The sequence below is a fragment of the Cupriavidus malaysiensis genome (assembly GCF_001854325.1).
GTDB lineage: Bacteria > Pseudomonadota > Gammaproteobacteria > Burkholderiales > Burkholderiaceae > Cupriavidus > Cupriavidus malaysiensis.
The window spans coordinates 371,449-392,491 of record NZ_CP017755.1; the positions used below are offsets into that span (position 1 = coordinate 371,449).

The 21,043-nt window shown below is 68.2% G+C and carries 22 protein-coding genes; 10 read left to right on the forward strand and 12 right to left on the reverse strand.

Annotated features, from left to right (window positions below):
* Positions 1-171 precede the first annotated feature (171 nt).
* Complete coding sequence (locus tag BKK80_RS21550; protein WP_071071163.1) at positions 172-1,260, reverse strand: tartrate dehydrogenase; 1,089 nt, start codon at positions 1,258-1,260, stop codon at positions 172-174.
* A gap of 176 nt (positions 1,261-1,436) precedes the next feature.
* Between BKK80_RS21550 and BKK80_RS21555 the strand changes: the two genes are divergently transcribed.
* The gene (locus tag BKK80_RS21555) at positions 1,437-2,360 is read left to right on the forward strand and encodes a LysR substrate-binding domain-containing protein (protein WP_071071165.1); all 924 of its coding nucleotides are present in this window, start codon (positions 1,437-1,439) and stop codon (positions 2,358-2,360) included.
* A gap of 60 nt (positions 2,361-2,420) precedes the next feature.
* Entirely contained in the window at positions 2,421-2,570 is a 150-nt protein-coding gene (locus BKK80_RS36545) for a hypothetical protein (RefSeq protein ID WP_157903292.1), read from the forward strand.
* Positions 2,571-2,601: 31 nt separating this feature from the next.
* Here BKK80_RS36545 and lepB read toward each other — a convergent pair whose 3' ends face one another.
* Positions 2,602-3,288 (reverse strand): signal peptidase I, encoded by a 687-nt coding sequence (gene lepB, locus BKK80_RS21560; protein WP_071039286.1) that lies wholly within the window; start codon positions 3,286-3,288, stop codon positions 2,602-2,604.
* 179 nt (positions 3,289-3,467) lie between these two features.
* Here lepB and BKK80_RS21565 point away from each other — a divergent pair, with 179 nt between their 5' ends.
* Positions 3,468-4,085, forward strand: coding sequence for a J domain-containing protein (locus BKK80_RS21565; RefSeq protein ID WP_071071167.1), 618 nt, complete (start codon positions 3,468-3,470; stop codon positions 4,083-4,085).
* A 188-nt stretch (positions 4,086-4,273) separates the two neighbouring features.
* Here BKK80_RS21565 and BKK80_RS21570 read toward each other — a convergent pair whose 3' ends face one another.
* The 6 genes from BKK80_RS21570 to BKK80_RS21595 form a co-directional block, all read right to left on the reverse strand.
* A complete protein-coding gene (locus BKK80_RS21570; RefSeq protein WP_071071169.1) occupies positions 4,274-4,849 on the reverse strand; it encodes a PIN domain-containing protein in 576 nt (191 codons plus the stop codon).
* On the reverse strand, positions 4,846-5,310 hold the full coding sequence (locus tag BKK80_RS21575) for a helix-turn-helix domain-containing protein (protein ID WP_071017164.1): 465 nt from the start codon (positions 5,308-5,310) through the stop codon (positions 4,846-4,848). The genes BKK80_RS21570 and BKK80_RS21575 overlap by 4 nt, the downstream gene beginning before the upstream one ends.
* A 208-nt stretch (positions 5,311-5,518) precedes the next feature.
* Positions 5,519-6,667 (reverse strand): acyltransferase family protein, encoded by a 1,149-nt coding sequence (locus tag BKK80_RS21580; RefSeq protein ID WP_157903293.1) that lies wholly within the window; start codon positions 6,665-6,667, stop codon positions 5,519-5,521.
* A gap of 7 nt (positions 6,668-6,674) precedes the next feature.
* Positions 6,675-7,553, reverse strand: coding sequence for a class D beta-lactamase (blaOXA, locus tag BKK80_RS21585; RefSeq protein WP_084545679.1), 879 nt, complete (start codon positions 7,551-7,553; stop codon positions 6,675-6,677).
* Positions 7,554-7,633: 80 nt separating this feature from the next.
* The gene (locus BKK80_RS21590) at positions 7,634-9,376 is read right to left on the reverse strand and encodes a M56 family metallopeptidase (RefSeq protein WP_157903294.1); all 1,743 of its coding nucleotides are present in this window, start codon (positions 9,374-9,376) and stop codon (positions 7,634-7,636) included.
* Positions 9,373-9,762: a BlaI/MecI/CopY family transcriptional regulator gene (locus BKK80_RS21595; RefSeq protein ID WP_071017158.1), complete on the reverse strand. Its 390-nt coding sequence runs from the start codon at positions 9,760-9,762 to the stop codon at positions 9,373-9,375. Before BKK80_RS21595 ends, BKK80_RS21590 begins: the two co-directional genes overlap by 4 nt.
* A 533-nt stretch (positions 9,763-10,295) precedes the next feature.
* On the opposite strand from BKK80_RS21595, the gene BKK80_RS21600 reads away from it, so the two are divergent.
* Positions 10,296-11,372 (forward strand): porin, encoded by a 1,077-nt coding sequence (locus BKK80_RS21600; RefSeq protein WP_071017157.1) that lies wholly within the window; start codon positions 10,296-10,298, stop codon positions 11,370-11,372.
* 167 nt (positions 11,373-11,539) lie between these two features.
* Here the strand turns inward: BKK80_RS21600 and BKK80_RS38010 are convergent, their stop codons facing one another.
* Positions 11,540-11,800: a hypothetical protein gene (locus BKK80_RS38010; RefSeq protein ID WP_197524029.1), complete on the reverse strand. Its 261-nt coding sequence runs from the start codon at positions 11,798-11,800 to the stop codon at positions 11,540-11,542.
* Between the two features lie 319 nt (positions 11,801-12,119).
* On the opposite strand from BKK80_RS38010, the gene BKK80_RS21610 reads away from it, so the two are divergent.
* Both BKK80_RS21610 and BKK80_RS21615 read left to right on the forward strand, forming a co-directional pair.
* Positions 12,120-12,626 carry a ClbS/DfsB family four-helix bundle protein gene (locus BKK80_RS21610; protein WP_071071173.1) on the forward strand — a complete coding sequence of 169 codons (507 nt, stop codon included), beginning with the start codon at positions 12,120-12,122 and terminating at the stop codon, positions 12,624-12,626.
* 31 nt (positions 12,627-12,657) lie between these two features.
* Positions 12,658-13,434 (forward strand): alpha/beta fold hydrolase, encoded by a 777-nt coding sequence (locus BKK80_RS21615; RefSeq protein WP_071039292.1) that lies wholly within the window; start codon positions 12,658-12,660, stop codon positions 13,432-13,434.
* Between the two features lie 47 nt (positions 13,435-13,481).
* Here the strand turns inward: BKK80_RS21615 and BKK80_RS21620 are convergent, their stop codons facing one another.
* Together BKK80_RS21620 and BKK80_RS21625 are read right to left on the reverse strand one after the other, a co-directional pair.
* Positions 13,482-13,871 carry a glycine zipper family protein gene (locus BKK80_RS21620; protein WP_071017147.1) on the reverse strand — a complete coding sequence of 130 codons (390 nt, stop codon included), beginning with the start codon at positions 13,869-13,871 and terminating at the stop codon, positions 13,482-13,484.
* A gap of 51 nt (positions 13,872-13,922) precedes the next feature.
* On the reverse strand, positions 13,923-14,384 hold the full coding sequence (locus tag BKK80_RS21625) for a hypothetical protein (protein ID WP_071071175.1): 462 nt from the start codon (positions 14,382-14,384) through the stop codon (positions 13,923-13,925).
* Between the two features lie 390 nt (positions 14,385-14,774).
* Between BKK80_RS21625 and BKK80_RS21630 the strand changes: the two genes are divergently transcribed.
* Positions 14,775-15,704 (forward strand): MBL fold metallo-hydrolase, encoded by a 930-nt coding sequence (locus BKK80_RS21630; RefSeq protein ID WP_071073183.1) that lies wholly within the window; start codon positions 14,775-14,777, stop codon positions 15,702-15,704.
* A 2-nt stretch (positions 15,705-15,706) separates the two neighbouring features.
* Here the strand turns inward: BKK80_RS21630 and BKK80_RS21635 are convergent, their stop codons facing one another.
* The gene (locus BKK80_RS21635; protein WP_071071177.1) at positions 15,707-17,593 is read right to left on the reverse strand and encodes an SAM-dependent methyltransferase; all 1,887 of its coding nucleotides are present in this window, start codon (positions 17,591-17,593) and stop codon (positions 15,707-15,709) included.
* 412 nt (positions 17,594-18,005) lie between these two features.
* Here BKK80_RS21635 and BKK80_RS21640 point away from each other — a divergent pair, with 412 nt between their 5' ends.
* From BKK80_RS21640 to BKK80_RS21650, 3 genes are all read left to right on the forward strand, one after another.
* On the forward strand, positions 18,006-18,782 hold the full coding sequence (locus tag BKK80_RS21640; protein WP_071017141.1) for a GntR family transcriptional regulator: 777 nt from the start codon (positions 18,006-18,008) through the stop codon (positions 18,780-18,782).
* 79 nt (positions 18,783-18,861) lie between these two features.
* Entirely contained in the window at positions 18,862-19,923 is a 1,062-nt protein-coding gene (locus BKK80_RS21645; RefSeq protein WP_071071179.1) for an aromatic ring-hydroxylating dioxygenase subunit alpha, read from the forward strand.
* Positions 19,923-20,867 carry a PDR/VanB family oxidoreductase gene (locus BKK80_RS21650; RefSeq protein ID WP_083384301.1) on the forward strand — a complete coding sequence of 315 codons (945 nt, stop codon included), beginning with the start codon at positions 19,923-19,925 and terminating at the stop codon, positions 20,865-20,867. Before BKK80_RS21645 ends, BKK80_RS21650 begins: the two co-directional genes overlap by 1 nt.
* Positions 20,868-21,043: the final 176 nt, after the last annotated feature.

The window sequence follows — 21,043 nt, forward strand, 5'->3', positions numbered from 1 at the left end:
TGATGCGTGAGGGCAGCCGGGGCACGGCTAGCGTGCCTGGCCCCCGGTCGCGCTGGCGGCGCAGCTCTGGCGGCTGCTGGACGATTCCGCCAAGGGCGGGCGCCGGTGGCGCGCACGAGGCGGCCCGGACGGTGCCGGGCGGGAAGGGTTGGATAGGGGCGGCGGGGCGGCTCAGGCCGCCTCGGCCTGCTGCTGCGTGGCCAGGTGGTCGCACACGGCGCGCGTCACCTGCGCGGTGGTGGCGCTGCCGCCGAGGTCGCGCGTGTGCAGCGCAGGGTCGGCCGTGACCGCCTCGATGGCCGCCATCAGGCGCTGCGCGGCGGCGTGCTCGCCCAGGTGCTCCAGCAGCATGACCACCGACCAGAAGGTGCCCACCGGGTTGGCCAGGCCCTGGCCCATGATGTCGAAGGCCGAGCCGTGGATGGGCTCGAACATCGACGGGTAGCGGCGCTCGGGATCGATGTTGCCGGTGGGGGCGATGCCGAGGCTGCCCGCCAGCGCGGCGGCGAGGTCGCTCAGGATGTCGGCGTGCAGATTGGTGGCGACGATGGTGTCGAGCGACTTCGGCCGGTTCACCATGCGCGCGGTGGCCGCATCGACCAGCTCCTTGTCCCAGCGCACGTCGGGGAACTCAAGCGCCACCTGTGCCGCCACCTCGTCCCACATCACCATCGCGTGGCGCTGGGCATTGGACTTGGTGATCACGGTGAGCAGCTTGCGCGGGCGCGACTGCGCCAGCCGGAAAGCGAAGCGCAGGATGCGCTCGACGCCCACGCGCGTCATCATCGACACATCGGTGGCGGCCTCGATCGGATGGCCCTGGTGCACGCGTCCGCCCACGCCCGAGTACTCGCCTTCCGAGTTCTCGCGCACGATGACCCAGTCCAGGTCTTCCGGCGCGCAGCGCTTGAGCGGGGCGTCGATGCCCGGCAGGATGCGGGTCGGGCGCACGTTGGCGTACTGGTCGAAGCCCTGGCAGATCTTCAGGCGCAGGCCCCACAGCGTGATGTGGTCGGGGATCTGGTTGTCGCCGGCCGAGCCGAACAGGATCGCATCCTTGCCGCGCAAGGCGTCGAGGCCGTCGGCGGGCATCATCGCGCCGTGCTGGCGGTAGTAGTCGCCGCCCCAGTCGAAGTCCTCGAACTCGAAGCGGAAGCCGGCGCCGGCGTCGGCCAGCGCCGCCATGACTTCCCGCCCCGCCGGCACCACCTCCTTGCCGATGCCGTCGCCGGGAATGGTTGCGATCTGGTAGGTCTTCATCTTCCGTCTCCTGGTCAGGGTTGCCGCTGCATGGCGCGAGGCGGATTCTGGCCGGTGGACGAAGTTTTGGATCGGCACTAAAGTTAAACCATTCTTAACCTGGAATTAACAGTGAGGTTCGCAGTGAAGGTCGTGATGAGGTGCCCGGCAAGGGTCACCGCGAGGAACGCAGCAGGATGACCGCCAACAGCGCGATCCAGCCCGCCGAACTGGGCTTCTTCGCCGCGCTCGCGGGCGCCGGCAGCCTCAGCGCCGCCGCCCGCGACCTGGGCATCACCACGGCGGCCGTCAGCAAGCGGCTGGCGCAGATGGAAGCGCGCATCGGCATGCCGCTGGTGGTACGCACCACCCGGCGCATGAGCCTGACGCCGGAAGGCGAGGTGGTGCTGGAGCACGCGCGCCGCATCCTCGGCGAGATCGACGACCTCGGCCAGTTGCTGACCAGCGCCAAGGGGCGCCCGAGCGGCCTGCTGCGCGTCAACGCCACGCTGGGCTTCGGGCGCATGCACGTGGCGCCGGTGATCGCCGCCTACAGCCGTGCCTACCCCGATGTCGACGTCCAGCTCCAGCTCTCCGCCGACCCGCCGCCGCTCAGCGAGGATGCCTTCGACGTCTGCGTGCGCTTCGGCGAGCCGCCCGACGCGCGCATCGTCGCGCGCCTGCTGGCGCCCAACCGCCGCCTGCTGTGCGCCGCGCCCAAATACCTGCGCGACCACGGCGCCCCGCAATCGCCGGCCGACCTGCCCCGGCACAACTGCATCGGCATCCGCCAGGGCAGTGACGCCTACGGCGTCTGGCGCCTGACCCCGGTCAAGGGCGCCAAGGCGCGTACCGAGTCCGTGCATGTGCGCGGCAACCTCACCACCAACGACGGCGAGATCGCCGTCAACTGGGCGCTCGAAGGCCACGGCATCGTGCTGCGCGCCGAGTGGGACGTCGAGCGCTACCTGCGCAGCGGCCGCCTGGTGCAGGTGCTGCCGCAGTACGCCACGCCCGAAGCGAATATCTATGCGGTGTACCAGCAGCGCCACCAGCTGTCGTCGCGCATCCGGCTGTTCGTGGATTTCCTGGCGGCGAAGTTCGCGGCCTTCGGGCGGTAGGGGAGGGCAGGCGGGTGGAGGCGAGTTGCAGCGTGCCGGTGTTTTTGTGGCATATGCGGCATGCCGCTGGCACGTGTCTACTGGCAGCGCCTGGCCGCGCATCCGTTGGGCAGTGCCGGCTTCGCGCGGATCGCCGCAGGACAGCAGGCGTGGCTGGATACGGTGCAGGGCCAGCTGGCAAGGGTAGTGGCGGGGACCGGCAGCCGCTGAAGCGAAGGCCGGCCCATCCGCGCTGTGGCCGTCAACCGCGCGCGCCGTCCAGTTCCGCCCCGAAGCGTTGCAGGCGCGGCAGGTAGTAGTGCTCCGGATCCAGCGAGAAGGCGACCCGGCGGGTCCGTCCCATGATTTCCTCGCGGGGGAAGAAGCCGTAGTAGCGCGAATCGGCGCTGTTGTCGCGGTTGTCGCCGAGCATCAGGTACTGGCCGGCCGGGACCGGCACCGGCCCGAACGAGCGGCGCGGGCTCGGGGCCAGCGGTGACAGCCGGACCGTATGCGCCATGCCGCCGACCGCTTCGGTGAAATAGGCGGCGCCGGCATCGGGGGCGACGTTCGCGGCGGTGGCGTCCAGCGGCTGGTACGAGGCGCGCTCGCCGTTGATGTAGAGCACGTTGTCACGCATTGCCACGGTATCGCCGGGCACGCCGACGATGCGCTTGACCAGCAGCGTGTGCGCGGCGGCGGAATCGATGGTGACGATGTCGCCCCGCTGCGGCTGGCTCAGGTAGGCCAGGCGCTGGTGCGTGAGCGGGATGCGCAGGTCGTAGGCCATCTTGTCCACCAGGATGCGGTCGCCGATGCGCAGGGTCGGCAGCATGGAGCCGCTCGGCACCACGTTCCAGTCGGCGATCGCGCCACGGAACAGCACCATCAGGAACAGGAAGGCGGCAAGGCCCTTGTTCTCTTTCCACAGCTTGGCGAGGAGTTGCATAGGGAGATGAGGGGAGAAGGCCGCGCTGGCGGCCGAGGTTGGCAAGAGCCCTAGAGTACACCCGAACCGGTACGCCCGAGCCGTGCCTGCGGGGGGCTGTCGCGGTGCAGCAAAAGCGCTCCGGCCCATGCTAGGATGAGCGGCGTCCATCGCAGCACCCGCCCACCCGCCAGCGCACCATGACCACTCTCTACGCGATCCTCGGCGTGCCGGAGCACGCTTCTCTGGAAGAGATCAAGCGCGCCTACCGCCGCGCCGCGATGAAGTCCCACCCTGACCGCAACCTGGGCCGCGAGGCGGAGGCACATGCCGCCTTCCAGGAGATCCGTGATGCCTACGCCATTCTGTCCGACCCGGTGCAGCGCCAGGTCTACGACGAGGTGTACGCGCGCGAGATGGAGCGCTGGCAGGCCGAGCACGAGGCCGAACAGGAACAGGAGCGCGCGGCGCAACGCGAGGCCGAGCGCGCCGCGCAGCAGCACTACGAGGCCATGGTGGCGCTGGCCATGCGCTTTGCCGGCGACGGCCACAACCGCGACGTGATCTTCGGCGTGCTGCTGGGCCGGGATTGCGAGGCGGAACTGGCCGCGCGCATCGCGGACAGCGTGTGGGCCTTGCAGGAGTCACGGCGGGCCGAGGCCGCGGCAGCGGAAGCCCGGGCCCGGGCGGAAGACGAGGCCGGGGCCGAAGGCGAGGCACCGGCGGCTGCCGCGGGCGCGGAGGCGCAGTCCCGGCGGCACACCACCCCCTTCGAGTCCTTCTGGCACGGGCTGTTCGGCCTGCACGCGCAGCGCTGAGGCGGCGCACGCTGCGCTTGCCTCAGTACAGGTCGTTGTGCACGGTGCGGAAGTCGTCGTCATCCATGGCGCACGGCGGCCGCGCCCAGGCCGTCCAGCGCGGCCCATTTCTTGCCCGACGAAGATATCCAGGCCGGCTCGCGGCGGGGATCGATCATGGATCCCTTCGCGCTGCCGCGAGTCGCGACCTACAGGATGGAACGGTATTGGCCCAGGCCCTTGACGGTTTGCAGCAGGCCCTGGCGTTGCAGCACGTCGAGGTAGCGGTCGACATCCATGGGCGGATGCTTGAGCTGCGCGCGCTGCTGCCGGGCGGCGGCAACGACAGCGGCCGCATCCAGGTCGAACAGGTTGTCGATGAATTCGTCGGGGTGCCGGGCCTCGATGCCGAACGGTGCCAATGCGTCGTCCGGAAAGTCTTTCCGGTTGAAGGTGACGATGACGCTGGCACCGCAACGAATGGCGGCGGCGAGTACGTGCCGGTCGTCTGGGTCCGGTAACCATAGTTCGACGGCAAGTGCCTCGTAGTCAAGGACCAAGGCATCAGGGATGGCGCGATCCATCAGGTCCGATGTGCGATCCAGTTGCTCGCGCGTCAGGTCTTCGCGGTTAGCCAGCAGATTGCGCTTCCATTCGTCGTGGATCTGCGGACTCCACCGTGCACGGAACCGCCCCGACAGGCCCAGCCACATGAGAAAGTCGCGCAGTGGCGCTGGATACAGCACGCAAGCGTCATACAGGGCTGTGAATGGCGAATGCCTCATTCGTAACCCATGTCAGACACCTGGGCTTGATGCGCCAACTCGGCCATGGCTTGCTCACTGGCCTGATCGCGCGCGGCCTTGAACTGCATCAGGTCCGAAAAGCGCACGCGGCGGTGCTTGCCAGCCCGATGGAACGGCAGCGCGCCGTCTTCCAGCAACTTGACCAGGTGCGGCCGGGAGACGTTGAGCAGGTCGGCCGCTTCCTGCGTGGTCAACTCGGCATGAACAGGCACGACCTTGACGGCATTGCCGCCGGCCAGTTCGGCCAGGATGTCCACCAGCAGGCGGAGCGCCGATGTTGGCAGCTCCACCTGATGAGCTTGATTCTTGTCATCGAAGATCTGGATGCGCTGGGTCTCGACCTGGGTGGCCAGATAAGCCGCCAAGGCGCGTTGACCTTGCACGGCAGCCTGCACTTCCCGTTCCACGGGTAGCGTTACTCTCGAATAGGCGGCGGTCACGGCATCACTCCTGGGCGTTGATCAGTGATCTACGTTAAACGAAACAATCGAAAAACGCAACAAACGAAACGAATGCCAAGCGATCCTGCCTTCTACGATTGCCTTGAGGCTGGGGGATCGGCTGGCATGCGGTCGTCAGCCCTCGTTTGATCCCCATGACTCCGCTACCGACTCAAGTGCACCGTCGCAATCTGTGCGTGCTCCTGCTTCAGTTCGCAGCGGATTGTCCGCCGCGCCCGTCCGCCGATGGCGCGCTGGCCGGGTAGCGGACCCACCGGCGGCGCCATGCCGCATTGATCGGGTCCGACCACGACCAGGCCACGCACGCTCCCACCGCGACCGAGAGCACCAGGTAGGCAGCCAGCAGCACCGTCTTCGCATCCCCGGCGATCATGGCCGCAGGCATGAGCGTGCGCATCGAGCCCAGCACCAGCAGGTGGAACAGGTAGATCTCGTAGCTCCGGCGCCCGCAGGCCGCCAGTGCCCGGGCCGGCCGCGACAAGGGCGCGGCGCGGCCGCTTCCCAGCAGCAGCAAGGCTGTGGCCAGGGCCATTGCGCTGACGCCCAGCACATGGCTTTGCGCGATCGGCCAGGCCAGGTACAGCGCCGCCATCGCGGCCGCGACCAGCGCGCGGACGGCGCGCTGCTGCAGCACGGGGAACGGCCGCTGCCGTGCCAGCACCGCCGCGCAGCAGCCGATCGCGATGGCGTCGAAGCAGGCCGGATAGGCGTACAGGAATCCGCCCTCGTCGCCCGCGTGGGCGTAGCGGTACAACGGGCCGATGCAGATCGCCGCCAGCGCCAGGGCCAGGCGGACCGACGGGCGCCGCAGGCCCACGCAGGCCAGCGGGAACAGCAGGTAGAACACCGCCTCGACCGACAGCGACCACAGCACGCCCAGCGGATAGTTGATCCAGCCGTGCTGCGTGATGAGGACGTTCATCCAGAAGGTCGCGCCGGCGAGATTGACGGTCCATAGCGATACCGGCGCGCCCGCGCGGTTGTCGAAGATCCGCACCCCCGCCAGGGCCAGCGTGTCCACCGCCAGCAGTGCCAGGAACAGGCCGGGCAGGATGCGTGCCGCGCGCAGGGCGTAGAAGCCGGGCAGCCGGATCCGCTCCAGGCTGCCCCAGCGCTCGAGGGCATTGGTGGTGATCAGGAAGCCGGAAATGACGAAGAAGATCGTCACGCCGTAATTGCCGTTGCGGGCCACGGCGCGCACGGCGGGCCAGCCCAGGGTTGCCGCCAGCACGGTGTCCTGCAGCGGGTAGGCGATATTGAAATGGTGGAGCAGCACCAGCAGGATCGACACGCCGCGCAGCATGTCGATCCGCCCATTGCGCGGATCGGGATGCACGGCGGTCTCAGTCCTTCTTGCTGATGCTGATGCCGGTGCCGGTGCCGGTGCCGGTGCCGGTGCCGGTGCCGGTGCCGGTGCCGGCGAGGGTGGGGAACTCGCGGAGGATGGCGTCGCGTACCCGCACGCCCGCGTTCGGCGTCGTGGCCTGCTCGTCCTGGATCAGGCGGGCGAACACCAGTTTCCGCTCGCCTTTCTCCGCCCAGCCCACGAACCAGCCGTAGGCATGGTCGCGGTCATAGCTGCCGTCCGAGCCGGGCGATCCGGTCCCGGTCTTGCCGTACACGCGCCATCCGTCCGGGCTCTGCTCCTGCGCGAAGAGGCGCTCGGCCATGTCGTAGGCATGCGCGCCGACGGGCAACTGCCGGATGGCGATCTTGCGCAGGAAGGCGATCTGCTCCAGCGGCGAGATGCGCAGCGAGGCATTGAACCACGCACCCTGCGTGCCGTTCTGCTTGCCGGGTTCGCCCGAGACATCCTGGTTGCCGTACTGGAAGGCCGACGTGTATTGCTGGAGGCGATCCTGCCCCAGGCGCGCGGCGAGCTGCTGCGAGTACCAGAACACGGAGTAGTGGATCCAGCGGGCCGGGTCCACCGGCTGGCGCCACGGCTCGCCGCCCCAGTCCGGATAGCCAGGCTGGAACGGCCACGCGGGCGTGTGTTCGTCCTGCAGGATGCCGGCGTCGAAGCCCATCAGGGCGAGCGGAAGCTTGAAGGTGGATGCCGGCGTATAGCGCTCGGCGCATTGGCCCTGCTGCAGCAGCACGCGTCCGTCGACCGCGTCGGCGACGACGGTGCAGAGGGTGAGGGCGGAGGCCGGCGCGGCGCACGGCCCGCAAAGGATCAGGGCGAGGGACATCCCGCGCCAGTTCAGTCTTGGCTTCATGGCAATCGATCAAGGGTGGAGCACGGAGGAACGGCCGCACCGGCGCCGGGGCCGGCGCGGCCGGGGAGGAGGCAGCGCGGCTACGCCGGCTGTTGGCGCGCCTTGAGCAGCACCAGGGTCAGGTCGCGTCCCTGCACCCGGACGCGCATGACCAGGCAGCGGCCCGCCGCAGGCGACATGCCGGTCTTGGACAGTTGGATGTCCCAGCCCCGGCGGCCGACCAAGGGGTTGGTATTGCGGTAGTGGAGGGCGCCGCTCGCGATGTTGACGGTTTCCGCCGGCCGCGTGCTGTCGCGCGCGATCTCCGGATAGGCGGCTGCCGCGTTCACGATGCGCTCGATGTCGGCAGCCGTGGAGCGATTGGCCGGCGACAGGCCGGTCGGTTCGCGCAGCGTCGTGTGCTTCAGGCCGAGCTGTGCCATCTTGTCGCGCAAGGACCGCTCGAACGCCGGCGTACCGCCGGGATAGCTGCGCGCCAGTGCGTGGGCGGCCCGGTTGTCCGACGACATCAGCGCCAGCTTCAGCAGCGTGCCCAGCGTCGCGCTGGCGCCCACTGGCAGTTGCGACACGCTGTTGCGGGTGGCCTCGGCATCCTCCCGCTCGATGCGGACGGGGCGGGCGAGGTCCGGGGCGGTATCCAGCACCACCATGGCCGTCATCAGCTTGGTCAGCGAGGCGATCGGGACTTCCTCATGCTCAGCCCGTCCGATCAGCTTGGCCCCCGAGGCGGCATCCACCACCAGCACGTGGGCCGCCCCGCTGGCCTTGACCAGCGCCTCGATGCCGGCCAGGCCGGAGCCGGACGGCGCGGTCGGGGCGGCCGGGACGGTCCATGCGGCGGCGCAGGCCAGCCCCAGCGCCGCGGCAAGCCAGGGGGCCGCCAGCGCGGCACGCGAGGGCGCCGGCGCCGGGCGCAGCAGGCGGCGGATGCGCTGGGCCAGTGCCCCGCCGCGCGCCTGCTGCGCCAGGTCGAGGCCGGCGGCCGGCACCGGCATGCCGCGGCTGAGGCTGTCGAGCGCGCGCGCCAGGGTGCGCGGCGCGCCGATGCAGGCCGCGGCCATATCGTCGGCGATGTGCTCGCGCTCCTCGCCCAGGCGGCGCGACAGCCACCACACCGAAGGGTGGAAGAACAGCAGTGCCTCGATCACGCGCTGCAGGAAGTTGACCAGGTAGTCGAGGCGCCGGACATGCGCCAGCTCGTGCGCCAGCAGCGCCTCCAGCAGGTCGGCCGGCATGCCGCTCACCAGGCCGGCGGGCACCAGCACCACGGGCCGCCACCAGCCCGCCGTCACGGGGCTGGACAGGCCGGGCGCGATGCGCAGCGCGACGCCGCGCGGCAAGCGCAGCCGGCCCGATAGCGCCTGCACGCGCGCTGTCCATGCGGCATCCGTCCAGGGCCGGCTGGAGCGGATCACCTGCCGCAGCCAGGCCATGCCCAGCAGCAGCCGCAGCGTCATCCCGCTCACGCCCGCCAGCCACGCCATCGCCAGCCAGGCGCGCCACGGGAGCGCCGGCGCGGCCATGGCCGGCATGCCGGCGAGCACGCCGGACCAGGTCGCCGGCAGCGTGACGATGCCGGCGGCGCCATCCGGCAGCACGGCCGATGCCTGCCAGGTGTCGAGTCGGGCGGCCGCGTCCAGCACGGGTACGACCACGCACAGGACGAGGGCGGCGCACAGTACCGCATAGCGGGCACGGGCGCCGGCAGGGCGCATCCACCACAGCAGGCAGGCCGCCGCGGCCTGGATGCACAGGCCCTGCCACAGGAAGGCCAGCAGCACATCGCCCGCGATCCAGCCGAAGCCGGCCATCGGGCCACTCACTTGCCGTCCCCGCGCAGCAGGTCCTCGATCTCGGCGCGCTCCTGCTGGCTGACGTGACCGCCGCGCAGCGCGGCCAGCACCAGGGCCTTGCCGGAGCCGGCGAAGGCCTTGCTGATCAGGTCCTTCAGCAGGCTGGCCTGGGTCGACTTCTGGCTCTGTGCGGGCGCATAGACATGCGAGCGTTCACTCTCGTCGCGCTCCAGCAGGCCCTTGCCGTGCATGATCTGCATCAGCCGCAGGACGTTCGCGTAGGTCAGCTCGGGCCGATCGGCCGCCATGGCCTGGTGCACCGCCTTGACCGTGGCCGGTCCGGTTTCCCATAGGGTCTGCAGTACGTCGAGCTCGGCGCTGGTGGGTTTGAGGGGGCTGGCGGGGAAGCGGTTCATGGCAGGAGCGGGTGCGGCGCGGCATCGGGATTGCCGGCGCCGCGTGGAGGATTCGATACATGTAGATTATTCTTTCTAGAAAAGAATGTCTAGAAAATATTGTCTATATGTGGGGCCCCGACGAGGCCGGCAGCACTGGCGGCACTGACGGGCACAGAGCGGCCAGAGCGGCCAGAGCGGCCAGAGCGGCCAGAGCGGCCAGAGCGGCCAGAGCGGCCAGAGCGGCCAGAGCGGCTAGAGCGTCACCGCAGCGGCCCTGGCAGCGCTGCCGGCACCGCCAGTGCTGTAAGTACCGCTTGAACCACTCGAATCGTCCGGAAAGTGGCGTGTCAGATGCCTGTCCGCGACTGTTCGCCAGCACGAACAGTCATTTCTTATTCGGGAACAAAGATTGTTGTTTTGATGTAATTGTTTCACGGAATTGTCATCTGGTTTTTCCATGATGCGGCCTGCCATGCCAGGGCCCCGCGCGTCGATCCATCCGCGCCGCGCTCCGGGCAAGGCTCCCTGGCAACACCACATCGAGATTCCAGTTGAAAAAGAACATCGCATTCGCGTTCGCCGCCGCCACGCTCGCCGTGCCCGCCGCGTCCCAAGCCCAGTCGGCCTCCTCCAGCGTCACCCTGTATGGCATCGCCGATGCCGGCGTCAGCTACCAGAGCCATGTCCAAAGCACCCCCGGCCAGGGCGGCAACCTGTTCGGCGTGACCTCCGGCGGCCTGTCCGGCTCGCGCTGGGGCATCCGCGGCGTGGAAGACCTGGGCGGTAACCTGAAGGGCATCTTCGTGCTGGAGAGCGGCTTCAACATCGATACCGGCACCTCCGGCCAGGGCAACCGCCTGTTCGGCCGCCAGGCCTATGTCGGCCTGCAGAGCGAATACGGCGCCATCACCCTCGGCCGCCAGCAGAACGCGCTGTTCCAGCTGTTCGGCGACTATGACCCGATGGCGGTCGGCAACAGCTACTCGCTCAACGCGGTCGACACCAACGGCTTCAACGGCCGTGCCGACAACGCGCTCAAGTACACCGGCACCTTCGGCGGCCTGACCGCCACGGCCTTCTACAGCACCGGCCGCGACAGCACCATCGCCAACGGCAGCGAAGTACCGGGCAGCTTCCGCGTCGGCACCAACTTCGGCGGCGGCATGGCCTACGCCAACGGCCCGCTGTCGGTGGGCGTGGCCTACGACCAGTACCAGGGCACCACCGTGGCGACCTCCGGCGCCAGCGCCCGCCGCGCCGCCGTCGGCGCTTCGTACAGCCTGGGCCAGGCCAAGCTGTTCGCCGGCTACCGCTGGCTGCGCGACGAGGTCACCACCGCCACCGCGCGCCACGACAACCTGTACTGGGGCGGTGCCACGTACAAGTTCACCCAGGCCTTCAGCCTGACCGGCGCGGCGTACTACACCGATGCGCGCACCGACAGCAAGGACTCGCTGATGTTCGTGCTGGACGCCGACTACGCGCTCTCCAAGCGCACCGACGCCTACCTGCTGCTGGGCTACGTGAAGAACCACGGCAACGCCGCCTATGGCCTGACCAGCACCCAGAACACGCTGCCGGGCCAGAACCAGACCGGCGCCATGCTCGGCGTGCGCCACCGCTTCTGAGCGCGCGCTGACCAACACCGGCGCGCTGTCGGGGCGCGCCGCAGATCCGTCATATCGACCTTGGCCTCTTGCAACGAGCCGGGACGTTCGGCCGGCAGGCTTGCCGGCCTTTTTTCTGCGCCGGTTGCGGGCGAGGCAACGCAAGCACCAGCGTCGGGCCATCGTGATCACGCCACGCCATCGTCTTGGAGCTGGTTTGCAGCCATGGCCGCAAACTGGCCGGCCACGTCGCACAGTCGGTCGATGATCCGGCTGGCAGCATCCGCCTGGACCTCCGCTTCATCAGCAAGGCTCAGCATGGCCCGCCGGTCGAGAGCCGGAGCCTCGCCCATCACGTCCATCTGGTACCCGCCTGACCCCTCGCAGAACGTCACGTCGTAGGCCGGCGCCAACTTCCATGCGCCGGCTGGTGACATGACGCGGGTCAAGCATGGCTGGGCTCTCTCCTGGTACGTTGTCGCCTGGTGCTGTGCTCGTAACGGCGAACGTCCTCCGGGCGGTCCAGCTTGGGCAAGAACCGTCCTTCGAGTTCCTTGATCCGCCCAGGCACCATGGCCAGGCTGACCACGTTCTCGAATCCCGCATCGCGCCCAGCCTCCAGGCCGGACCTCGAATGGATTCCGATGCTGGCGCGACCGGCCACGTCGGCTGGCGTCATCCGCTGGGCTGAGCGCTTTAGAACATGCGCCGAAGCCGGCAGCGCTCACATCATCAAGACCCTGATCGACTGGATCCGAAGGAGAAGATATGGCCGTGCCCACGAACAAGGACGAATTGCTCAAAGCGATTGATGCAAACTTCGATAAGCTCATCAAGGAGCTACGCGCCGTGCCGCTGTCGCTGGTCGATGAACGCAGCCTGGAAGGCCATGCGAAGGGAACGCAGATGAGCGTTGCCAACCTCGCTGCCTATCTGGTCGGCTGGAATGAATTGGTCTTGAAATGGCTTGACCAGGACGCGGCCGGCGAGCCGGTCGATTTCCCCGAGACCGGCTTCAAGTGGAACGAACTGGGCCGCCTCGCGCAGAAGTTCTATCGCGACCACGAGATCGTCCCCTGGCCGCAACTCCTGGACCGTTTGGTGGCTGCGAAGGATCGCATTGTCTTGCAGATCGAGACCCATAGCGAGCACGAGCTTTACGGGACACCATGGTATGGGAAATGGACGATGGGAAGAATGATCCAGTTCAACACGGCGTCCCCCTATGCCAACGCGCGCAGCCGCCTGCGTAAGTGGATGAAGACAAAGGGCTGAACTCCATCCATAGGATTTCGAGCGAGAAAGCATGTTCAACATCGGTAAGACAGTGATCGCAGGCGATGCCGCCCTGTTTGTGTCGGCAGCAGGCAAGGCGGGCGGGCAGCCGATCATCTTGCTGCATGGCGGCCTGGGAAGCCGAGACGACTTCCTGCCATTGGCGAAGCATCTGGCAGCGGACTATCGGCTGATTGCCATCGACAGCCGTGGGCATGGGCGATCGGCGTTGGGCGACCTCCCTCTCACCTACCGTCGGCTCGAACAGGATGCCGCCGCCGTTCTGGCCGAGCTTGGCCTGACAGATGCCGGGATCATCGGCCACAGCGACGGCGGTATCGTGGCATTGCGCCTTGCCGCATCCGGTGCCGTCCGGCCTCGCTTTGTCGTGGCGGCTGGCGCGCATTGGCAACTGCCGGCCGATGACCCGGCCCGCGCAATCTATCAGGGCATCACGGTGGACGAGTGGCGTGGCATGTTCCCGCAGCAGGTCCAGCACTACGAGGCTGAAAACCCCGCGCCTGATTTTGCGATGTTGTTCGGTGCAACCGCGGCCATGTGGCTCGGGAACGATGACAACGCCTATCCGGGGCCGGCAGTGCGCTCGATCGCCTGCCCGCTCCTTGTTGTTCATGGCGATGAGGACTTCCTGGTTTCCCGCCGTCAGGCTTTTGAGCTGGTCGAGCAGGTCGAAGGGGCGCGCCTGCTGAATCTGCCTTTCGCCTCGCATACCGTGCTGGAAGACTGCCCTGAAGACGTTCTTCCTGCGCTCAAGTCATTCCTTGCCAGCTTGTCGCAGGTCAAGTGACCCAAGGCCTCGGAGTGGCAGTTCCCATCTCGCGCTGGCCAGGGCATTCAGGGGGTGCGTCCTTGTGGTGCCGGCGGCGGGAAATCGGGCCTGTAATTCGCGGGCGGCCGCGCCGGCGGCGCGGCAAGCATCGGCCCGTAGGCCGGGACCCGGTGTCCGGCGGCATACATGCACTGCAGGTAGGCTGCGTCGTACTCTTGCTGCGCATCGTAGCCGGAGTATCCGGTGCCGCTGGCATTGCCGGAGGCTTGAGACGGGCTCGCACCACTGACGCGGTCCAGCGCCAGGTGGCGGCAGTTCAAGTCATCCCCGCGAAACTGCTCGTACGTCTTGTGGCTGCCCGGAAGCACCATCACGCTGGGGCCGGTCGGCATGCTCGTGCAGCCGCCCATGGCGAGCGCAGCTGCTACCAGGAGGGGGAGGGAACGCCGCTTCATCTGGTCCTCGTCATCCGTGCCTCGTCACCGCTACCCGGGTATCCGCGCGCCCTACGGCGACGGCGGCCGGGCCGGTACCGGCTGCCAGCCGCCCGGGCATTCCTTGACGTAGGGATAGTAGCCGCCGGGCCGGTCGCAGCGGTACCACCACGCGTTGGCCGACGCCAGGTCCGAATCATCGCCCTTCTCGATGTATTGGGCCGCGGGCGCGTAGTAGCCGGAGTAGGCGTAAGGGTCGGGCCAGCCGTCGTACGGATATCCCCACCACCCCCAGCCGGGCCAGCCCCACCAGCCGCCGCCCACCGCGAAGGCCACACGTGCATGCCCACGGTGAAAACCGTCATGGTGGAAGCCGCCGCCGTTGTGGAAGCCGCCGCCGTGCATGCCGCCGCCACCGCCGTGCATGCCGCCACCGCCGCCGCCGTGACCGGCGGCCAGCGCGGGACCGCCGCCGCCCATCGCGGCCGCTGCCACGCATGCCAGGGCGATCTGGCAAAGCCTGCGCCCGTTCATGATGTGCCTCCTGCTGCGCTGCCTGATTTTCCGCATTTTCCGCCAGGCGGGCGGGGCGTCGAGAACCCCGTACATGCATTGAACGGCTGACAGGTCGGATTTATTCCGCCATCCCGTCCAAGGCCCGGTGCGGCCGAACAGCGCATCCTCCGCCGCGGCCTCGCGCGCTTGTTCCGCGGCCTGCGGCTGCACGCGCTCGCGTGCCTGCTGCTGCTGCCGCTGCCGCGGGTGCAGCCGTCCCGCGCCGCACGTGCCGCACGCGCCGCACGCGCCAGGACCACGGGTGATACCATCTGCGCTGCCCCTGGCAGCGTGCGCGGCGAGCCCGCCAAGGCGATCGCGGAGGCGATCGCCGCTGCCGCGGCCTCCCTCGACAGAAGGACGATCCCCATGGACCAGCTTGTCGGCAGTCATCGTTCCCGTGCCCCGATCCAGCGTGTCGATTTCGATCGGGTCTCGGTGTTCTTCGGCGAAAAGAGCGGCAAGTATCCCGACGGCAACCAGGTGCTGGTGCGCGGCTCGGATACCCGCGCGGCCTTCGATACGCCCATCGTCGCCAACCACATCGGCGCGGAGTTCGAGGCCACCGAGCTGGTGGTGATGGGGCACGTGCACGAAGACCACATGGCCGGCCTGCACCGCCTGCCCCATGCCGCGGTCCATGTGCACGAGGCCGACCTGCCCGCGGCGCGCAGCTGGGACGGCCTGCTGGCCGCCTATGGCAGCCATGCCGGCTACGCGGCGGAGATGCTGGCGCGTTTCCAGCGCGACTTCTTCTACGCGCCGCGCCCCGACGCGCAGGCCTATGTGGATGGCGCCACCTGGGACCTCGGCCAGGTCCGCATCCGCGCCTTCCACATGCCCGGCCATACGGCCGGCCACACCGTACTGCTGGTCGAACCCGAAGGCGTGGCCTTCATCGGCGATATCGACCTGACCGGCTTCGGGCCCTACTATGGCGACGCCTGCTCCAGCCTGGCGGATTTCCGCCGCACGCTGGCGCGGCTGCCGGAGATTCCGGCCAAGGTGTGGGTCACCTCGCACCACCGCGGCGTCTATACCGAGCGCGAACGCTTCCTGCGCGATCTTGCTGCTTTCGCGGCCAAGCTGGACGAGCGCGAGCAGCGCCTGCTGGCCTGGCTCGGCGAAGGCCAGCAGACGCTGGCGCAGCTGGTCGAACGGCGCTTGCTGTATCCGCAGGGCTACGAGGGACTCTGGGTGGTGGACGCCGAGACCCGCACGATCGCGCGGCACCTGGCCGAACTGCTGGCCGACGGGCGGGTGCGGGTGGACGAGGGCGGGGTGTATCGCCTGGGGTGAACTCAGACCACGGCGTGCATCAATCGCATGGCGCTGCCCATGCGGAAGCCATCCGTGCGTCCGGCCAGGTAGCGATCGCTCAGGTCCTCCGGGCTGACGTTGTCCGCTTTGCCGAATCCCAGCGCGCGCAGGCTTTCGGCCAGCGCTGCCGGATCGAAAAAGGTCTTCCACGGCTCTCCGCTTTCCGCGATCTTCGCGCGCACCAGCTCCGTCCCCACGCGCTCCATGGGCGTGAGCAAGGCAGGATCTGCCACATAGTCGAAGACGACGGCGCTGCCGGCCGCGCACGAAGCGATGAAGCGCAGGGTCTCCAGGATCGCCGCTTCCTCCAGGTAGATCGAGACGCCGAGCCACGAGAAGAAAGCGGGCTGGTCCACCCTGAAGCCGGCATCCGACAAGGCGCCTGCCAGGCTGCCGTGTTCAAAGTCCGTGGGCACGTAGGTCAGCGACGCCGGAATCCCGATGCCGGCGGCACTGAGGCATTCCCGTTTCCATTGCTGCGTCGCCGGCAGGTCCACCTCGAAGATCCGTCCCGCCTGGTGGGGCCCGCGATAGGCATAGGTGTCCAGCCCGGCGCCCAGGATGACGTATTGGCGCACGCCATGCTGCGCAGCCTTCGACCACGTATCTTCGGCATAGCGGCTGCGCACCGCGAGGGACAGCCTGAGCCCCCTGGACAATGGGTCATCGTAGTGCCCCGGGTTGCCGCGCACGGCGGCTTCATTGCTGCTGCCCAGGATTCTCAGGGCCAGCGGGTCGTCCAGGATCAACGGCGTATCCAGGAGCCGGTGTGCCGCCCGCAAGGTCGCGACGCGTTGCGCGCTTGGCCTGGGGCCGGTGTTGACGGAGGTCTGTGCGCGCTCTCTCAAGGACAGGATCGCCTTCTGGATAAACAGGATCAGCGGCAGATCGAGGCCGATGCCGACCGACAGTCCGGGTTCGTTCTGCAGCGCCAGGTGAATCCTGCCTTCGAGCGCGGCATCGTCACCGCAGTACGAATCGCGGAACAGCTCCTGCCAGCGGCGGGCCAGGACCTGGACGGCCGGATCGGCCACCCCCGCGCCGGCCTCCATCTGCGCTCGCACCTCCGCGAACAGCTGCGGCCAATCGTCGACGTGGGCGATCATGCGCCGGCGCACGTCTTCCAGTTCGACCGGTGACAGGTACTTGGCAAACAGGTTTGCCCTGGCGTTGACCACCGACAAGGAAATCCATTGATGCATTGCCGGCGTGAAGCCGGTGATCTCCCGGGCCCTGGGTTCCCGTTCCTGCATGGCCTTCAGTCGCGACGCGAGCTGGGCGTTGTCTCCCGTCGTATCCTTCATGTGCTGCACCCAGCGCCAGGCCAGTACCTGTGCCTCCTGATGTTCCGGCAGCCGCCCGGACTCCATCGATCGTCTCGTCTCGGCAATCAGTTCGGCCCTGCGGGCATCGAGGTTTGAACCCGACGCCTGCTGCTGCGCCCGCAAATGATCCAGGTCCTCGCTCGAGAGGTGTTTTTCGTACATGGTCATCATTTCCAGTAGGTTGAGCCAGTCCGCCATGCCGGTTTCGCTGCCGCGGGTGATCTTTTCCGCCAGGTGCTGAAGACCGTCCCGCAGTGCCTGGGCGCGCCGCGCCTGCTCGTCGAGCACGCTGATCTGCCGGTGGATGATCTCAGCCGGCTCGATTCCGGCATCGTCCAGATAGGCTTTGATGTCCGACAAGGAACAGCCGAAATGCTTGAGCGCCTGGATCCGGTGCAAGCGGATCACGTCCTCGTGGCTGTATTGGCGAGACCCGCCATCCGAACGGGCGGAGGGGGACAGCAATCCGATCGCGTCATAGTGGTGCAGCGCCCGCACGGTCAGGCCCGCGCGTCTTGCGAGCTCTCCAATCTTCAATGCCATCGAAATTCCTCCGCTGAAACGCACAATAAATCATGACGTAACGTCAGGTTCAAGCCTTGGCGCATGGGTTTCCCGGGTTGGATTCTTGTGGCTTGCCCGGCGATTTGCCGAGCGCATGGACGGCGGTCGAAACGACTCGGAAGCGGCACGGCCTTCCATCCCGCGGTAGATGACGGTGCGCCGTCGTGAGAGCTGTTTTCAATGTGATGTATACAGCATTGCATGAAATGGATGGGGTGAGGTCGGGGGATCGGCTGAATAGGGCCTTATGCGCCGCATTGAATCCATGTTTACCCTGGTTATCCGAGCTTTCTCTTGCTGCGGATTCAAGTGTTGGATACATTCTGTATCCAACACAACATCAAAAGCCGCCTGGTCCCGCGCGGCTCGCCCCCCGAAGGAGACGTCACGGATGGATACGGACAACGACAACCTCAGCGACAGCAAGTCCGGCACCAGTTCTTCCCAAGCGGTCAGGGCCCTGCTAGGCCTGCGCGAGCTGGTACTCGGCGGTGAACTGCCGCCCGGCAGCCGCATCTCCGAGTTGTGGGTGGCCGACCGTCTCGGCGTGTCGCGCACGCCGATCCGCGCGGCGCTGATCCGGCTGCAGGAGGAAGGGCTGGTCGAGCCGATTCCCTCCGGTGGCTTTGCCGTGCGCTCATTCGCCGAGAGCGAGATCAGCGACGCCATCGAGCTGCGCGGCACGATCGAGGGACTGGCTGCCCGCCTGGCCGCCGAACGCGGCGTCAGCTCGAGCCTTCTCAACGCCATGCGCGACGTCATCGCGCAGATCGACACCGCACTGACCGGCGAGCTGACTGCCGTGAAGTTCTCCCAGTACGTCGACCTGAACGCACGCTTCCACCAGTTGCTTGCCGACGCGTGCGGCAGCGCGCTGGTCGCGCGCCAGATCGAGAAGGTCACCAGCCTGCCGTTCGCTTCCGCGAGCGCCTTCGTGATGGTGCAGTCGATCGATGAAAGCGCGCGCGAGATGCTGCTTCTGGCCCAGGCGCAACACCGCGCCGTGGTCGAAGCCATCGAGCAGCGCGAAGGCGCACGGGCCGAGGCGCTGATGCGCGAACACAGCCGCATCGCCAACCGGAACTTGAAGATCGCGCTGCAGAACCAGCAGGCGATGTCGCAAGTGCTCGGCGGCAGCCTGATCCGGCGCACGGGCCGTCCGGCCTGACCGCGACACCGGCTCCGCACCTCTCTCTCTTCGTCAACCACCTGGATCCTGGCGCTGCGCGCGCCGGGAGGGGATAGTCATGTTCCTGAAAAACACCTGGTACGTCGCTTGCACGCCCGACGAACTCGCAGGCAAGCCGCTCGGCCGCACCCTCTGCAACGAAAAGATGGTGCTGTACCGCGACGGCAACGGCGCGGTCGCCGCGCTCGAGGACTTCTGCCCGCACCGCGGCGCGCCGCTGTCGCTCGGCTTCGTGCGCGACGGCCAACTGGTCTGCGGCTACCACGGGCTGACCATGGGCCGCGACGGCAAGTGCGCGGCGATGACCGGCCAGCGTGTCGGCGGCTTCCCGTCGATCCGCAGCTATCCCGCCATCGAGCGCTACGGCTTCGTCTGGGTATGGCCCGGCGACGCCGCGCTCGCCGACGACACGTTGATCCCGCACCTCGAATGGGCCGTGAACCCGGCCTGGGCGCATGGCGGTGGCCTGTATCACATCGGCTGCGACTACCGTCTGATGATCGACAACCTGATGGACCTGACCCATGAGACCTATGTGCATGCGTCGAGCATCGGGCAGGCGGAGATCGAGGAGTCTGCGCCGGCCACGCGCGTGGAAGGCGATACGGTCGTCACCAGCCGCCACATGGAGGGAATCCTGCCGCCACCCTTCTGGGCCGCCGCGCTGCGCGGCAACGGCCTGGCCGACGACGTGCCGTGCGACCGCTGGCAGATCTGCCGCTTCACGCCGCCGAGCCACGTGATGATCGAGGTGGGCGTGGCCCACGCGGGCAAGGGCGGCTACGAGGCGGCGCCGGAACACAAGGCATCGAGCATCGTGGTGGACTTCATCACGCCGGAAACGGAGACCTCGATCTGGTACTTCTGGGGCATGGCACGCAACTTCAAGGCCGAGGATGCCGCGCTGACGGCGACCATCCGCGAGGGGCAGGGCAAGATCTTCGCCGAGGACCTGGACATGCTGGAGGCGCAGCAGCGCAACCTGCTGGCGCATCCCGAGCGCAAGCTGCTCAAGCTCAATATCGACGCCGGCGGCGTCCAGGCGCGACGCATCCTGGACCGGCTGATCGCGCACGAACAGGCCCAGGCCCAGGCCTCCGGGCAGCGGGGAGCGGCATGATGCGGGTCCGGATCGCAGACAAGACCGATGCCGCCGACGGCATCGCCGTGTTCGAACTGGTGGCCGCCGACGGCGGCACGCTGCCGCCCTTCAGCGCCGGGGCGCACGTCGACGTTCATCCCGGCAACGGACTGGTGCGCCAGTACTCGCTGTGCAACGACCCGGCCGAGACGCACCGCTACCTGCTCGGCGTGCTGCGCGATCCCGCTTCGCGTGGCGGCTCGGCGGCCATGCATGCGCTGGCGGCCGGCGATACGCTCGAGATCAGTGCGCCGAAGAACCATTTCCCCTTGCACGCCGACGCCGGGCATTCGGTGCTGGTGGCGGGCGGCATCGGCGTCACGCCGATCCTGGCGATGGCGCAGAGCCTCGCGCGCGCCGGCGCCTCCTTCGAGTTCCACTACTGCACCCGCAGCGCGGCGCGCACCGCGTTCCGCGAGCGGCTTGCGGCCGACGACCTGCGCGGGTGCACGCACCTGTATCACGACGACGCGCCAGGCCGGCAGGCCGACCTGCCGGGCCTGCTGGCCGCGCCGCGCCCCGACGCGCATCTCTACGTCTGCGGCCCGTCCGGCTTCATGGCCGCCGTGCTCGACGCCGCGCGCGCGGCCGGGTGGCCCGAGGCCCGGCTGCACCGTGAGTACTTCGCGGCCCCGGAGGCGCCTGCCGCCCCCGGCGGCGCCTTTCAGGTGAAGGTGCAGAGCAGCGGCCGCATCATCGGGATCGCGCCGGACGTGACCGTGGTGCAGGCCCTGGCCGCGCACGGCGTGGAGATTCCGACCTCGTGCGAGCAAGGGGTCTGCGGCACATGCCTGACGCGCCTTCTGTCCGGCGAGCCGGATCATCGCGACGCCTACCTGACCGAGGAGGAACGCGCCGCCAACGACCAGTTCCTGCCGTGCTGTTCGCGCGCGAAGAGCGGGATGCTCGTGCTGGATCTTTAGTGCCCTGAATCACGGACGCACTGACTCAGTCCGCCATGAGTCCGTCGGAGGGCCACGCGATGCGCCGTCACGGAGGCGCGCAAGGCTCCAGCCTTGCTGCGCTTCGTTCCTGGCCTCGCACGGCTTCTCGACAGACTCGGTTCTTCCACGAATTCAAGACCCGGGACACGCGTTCA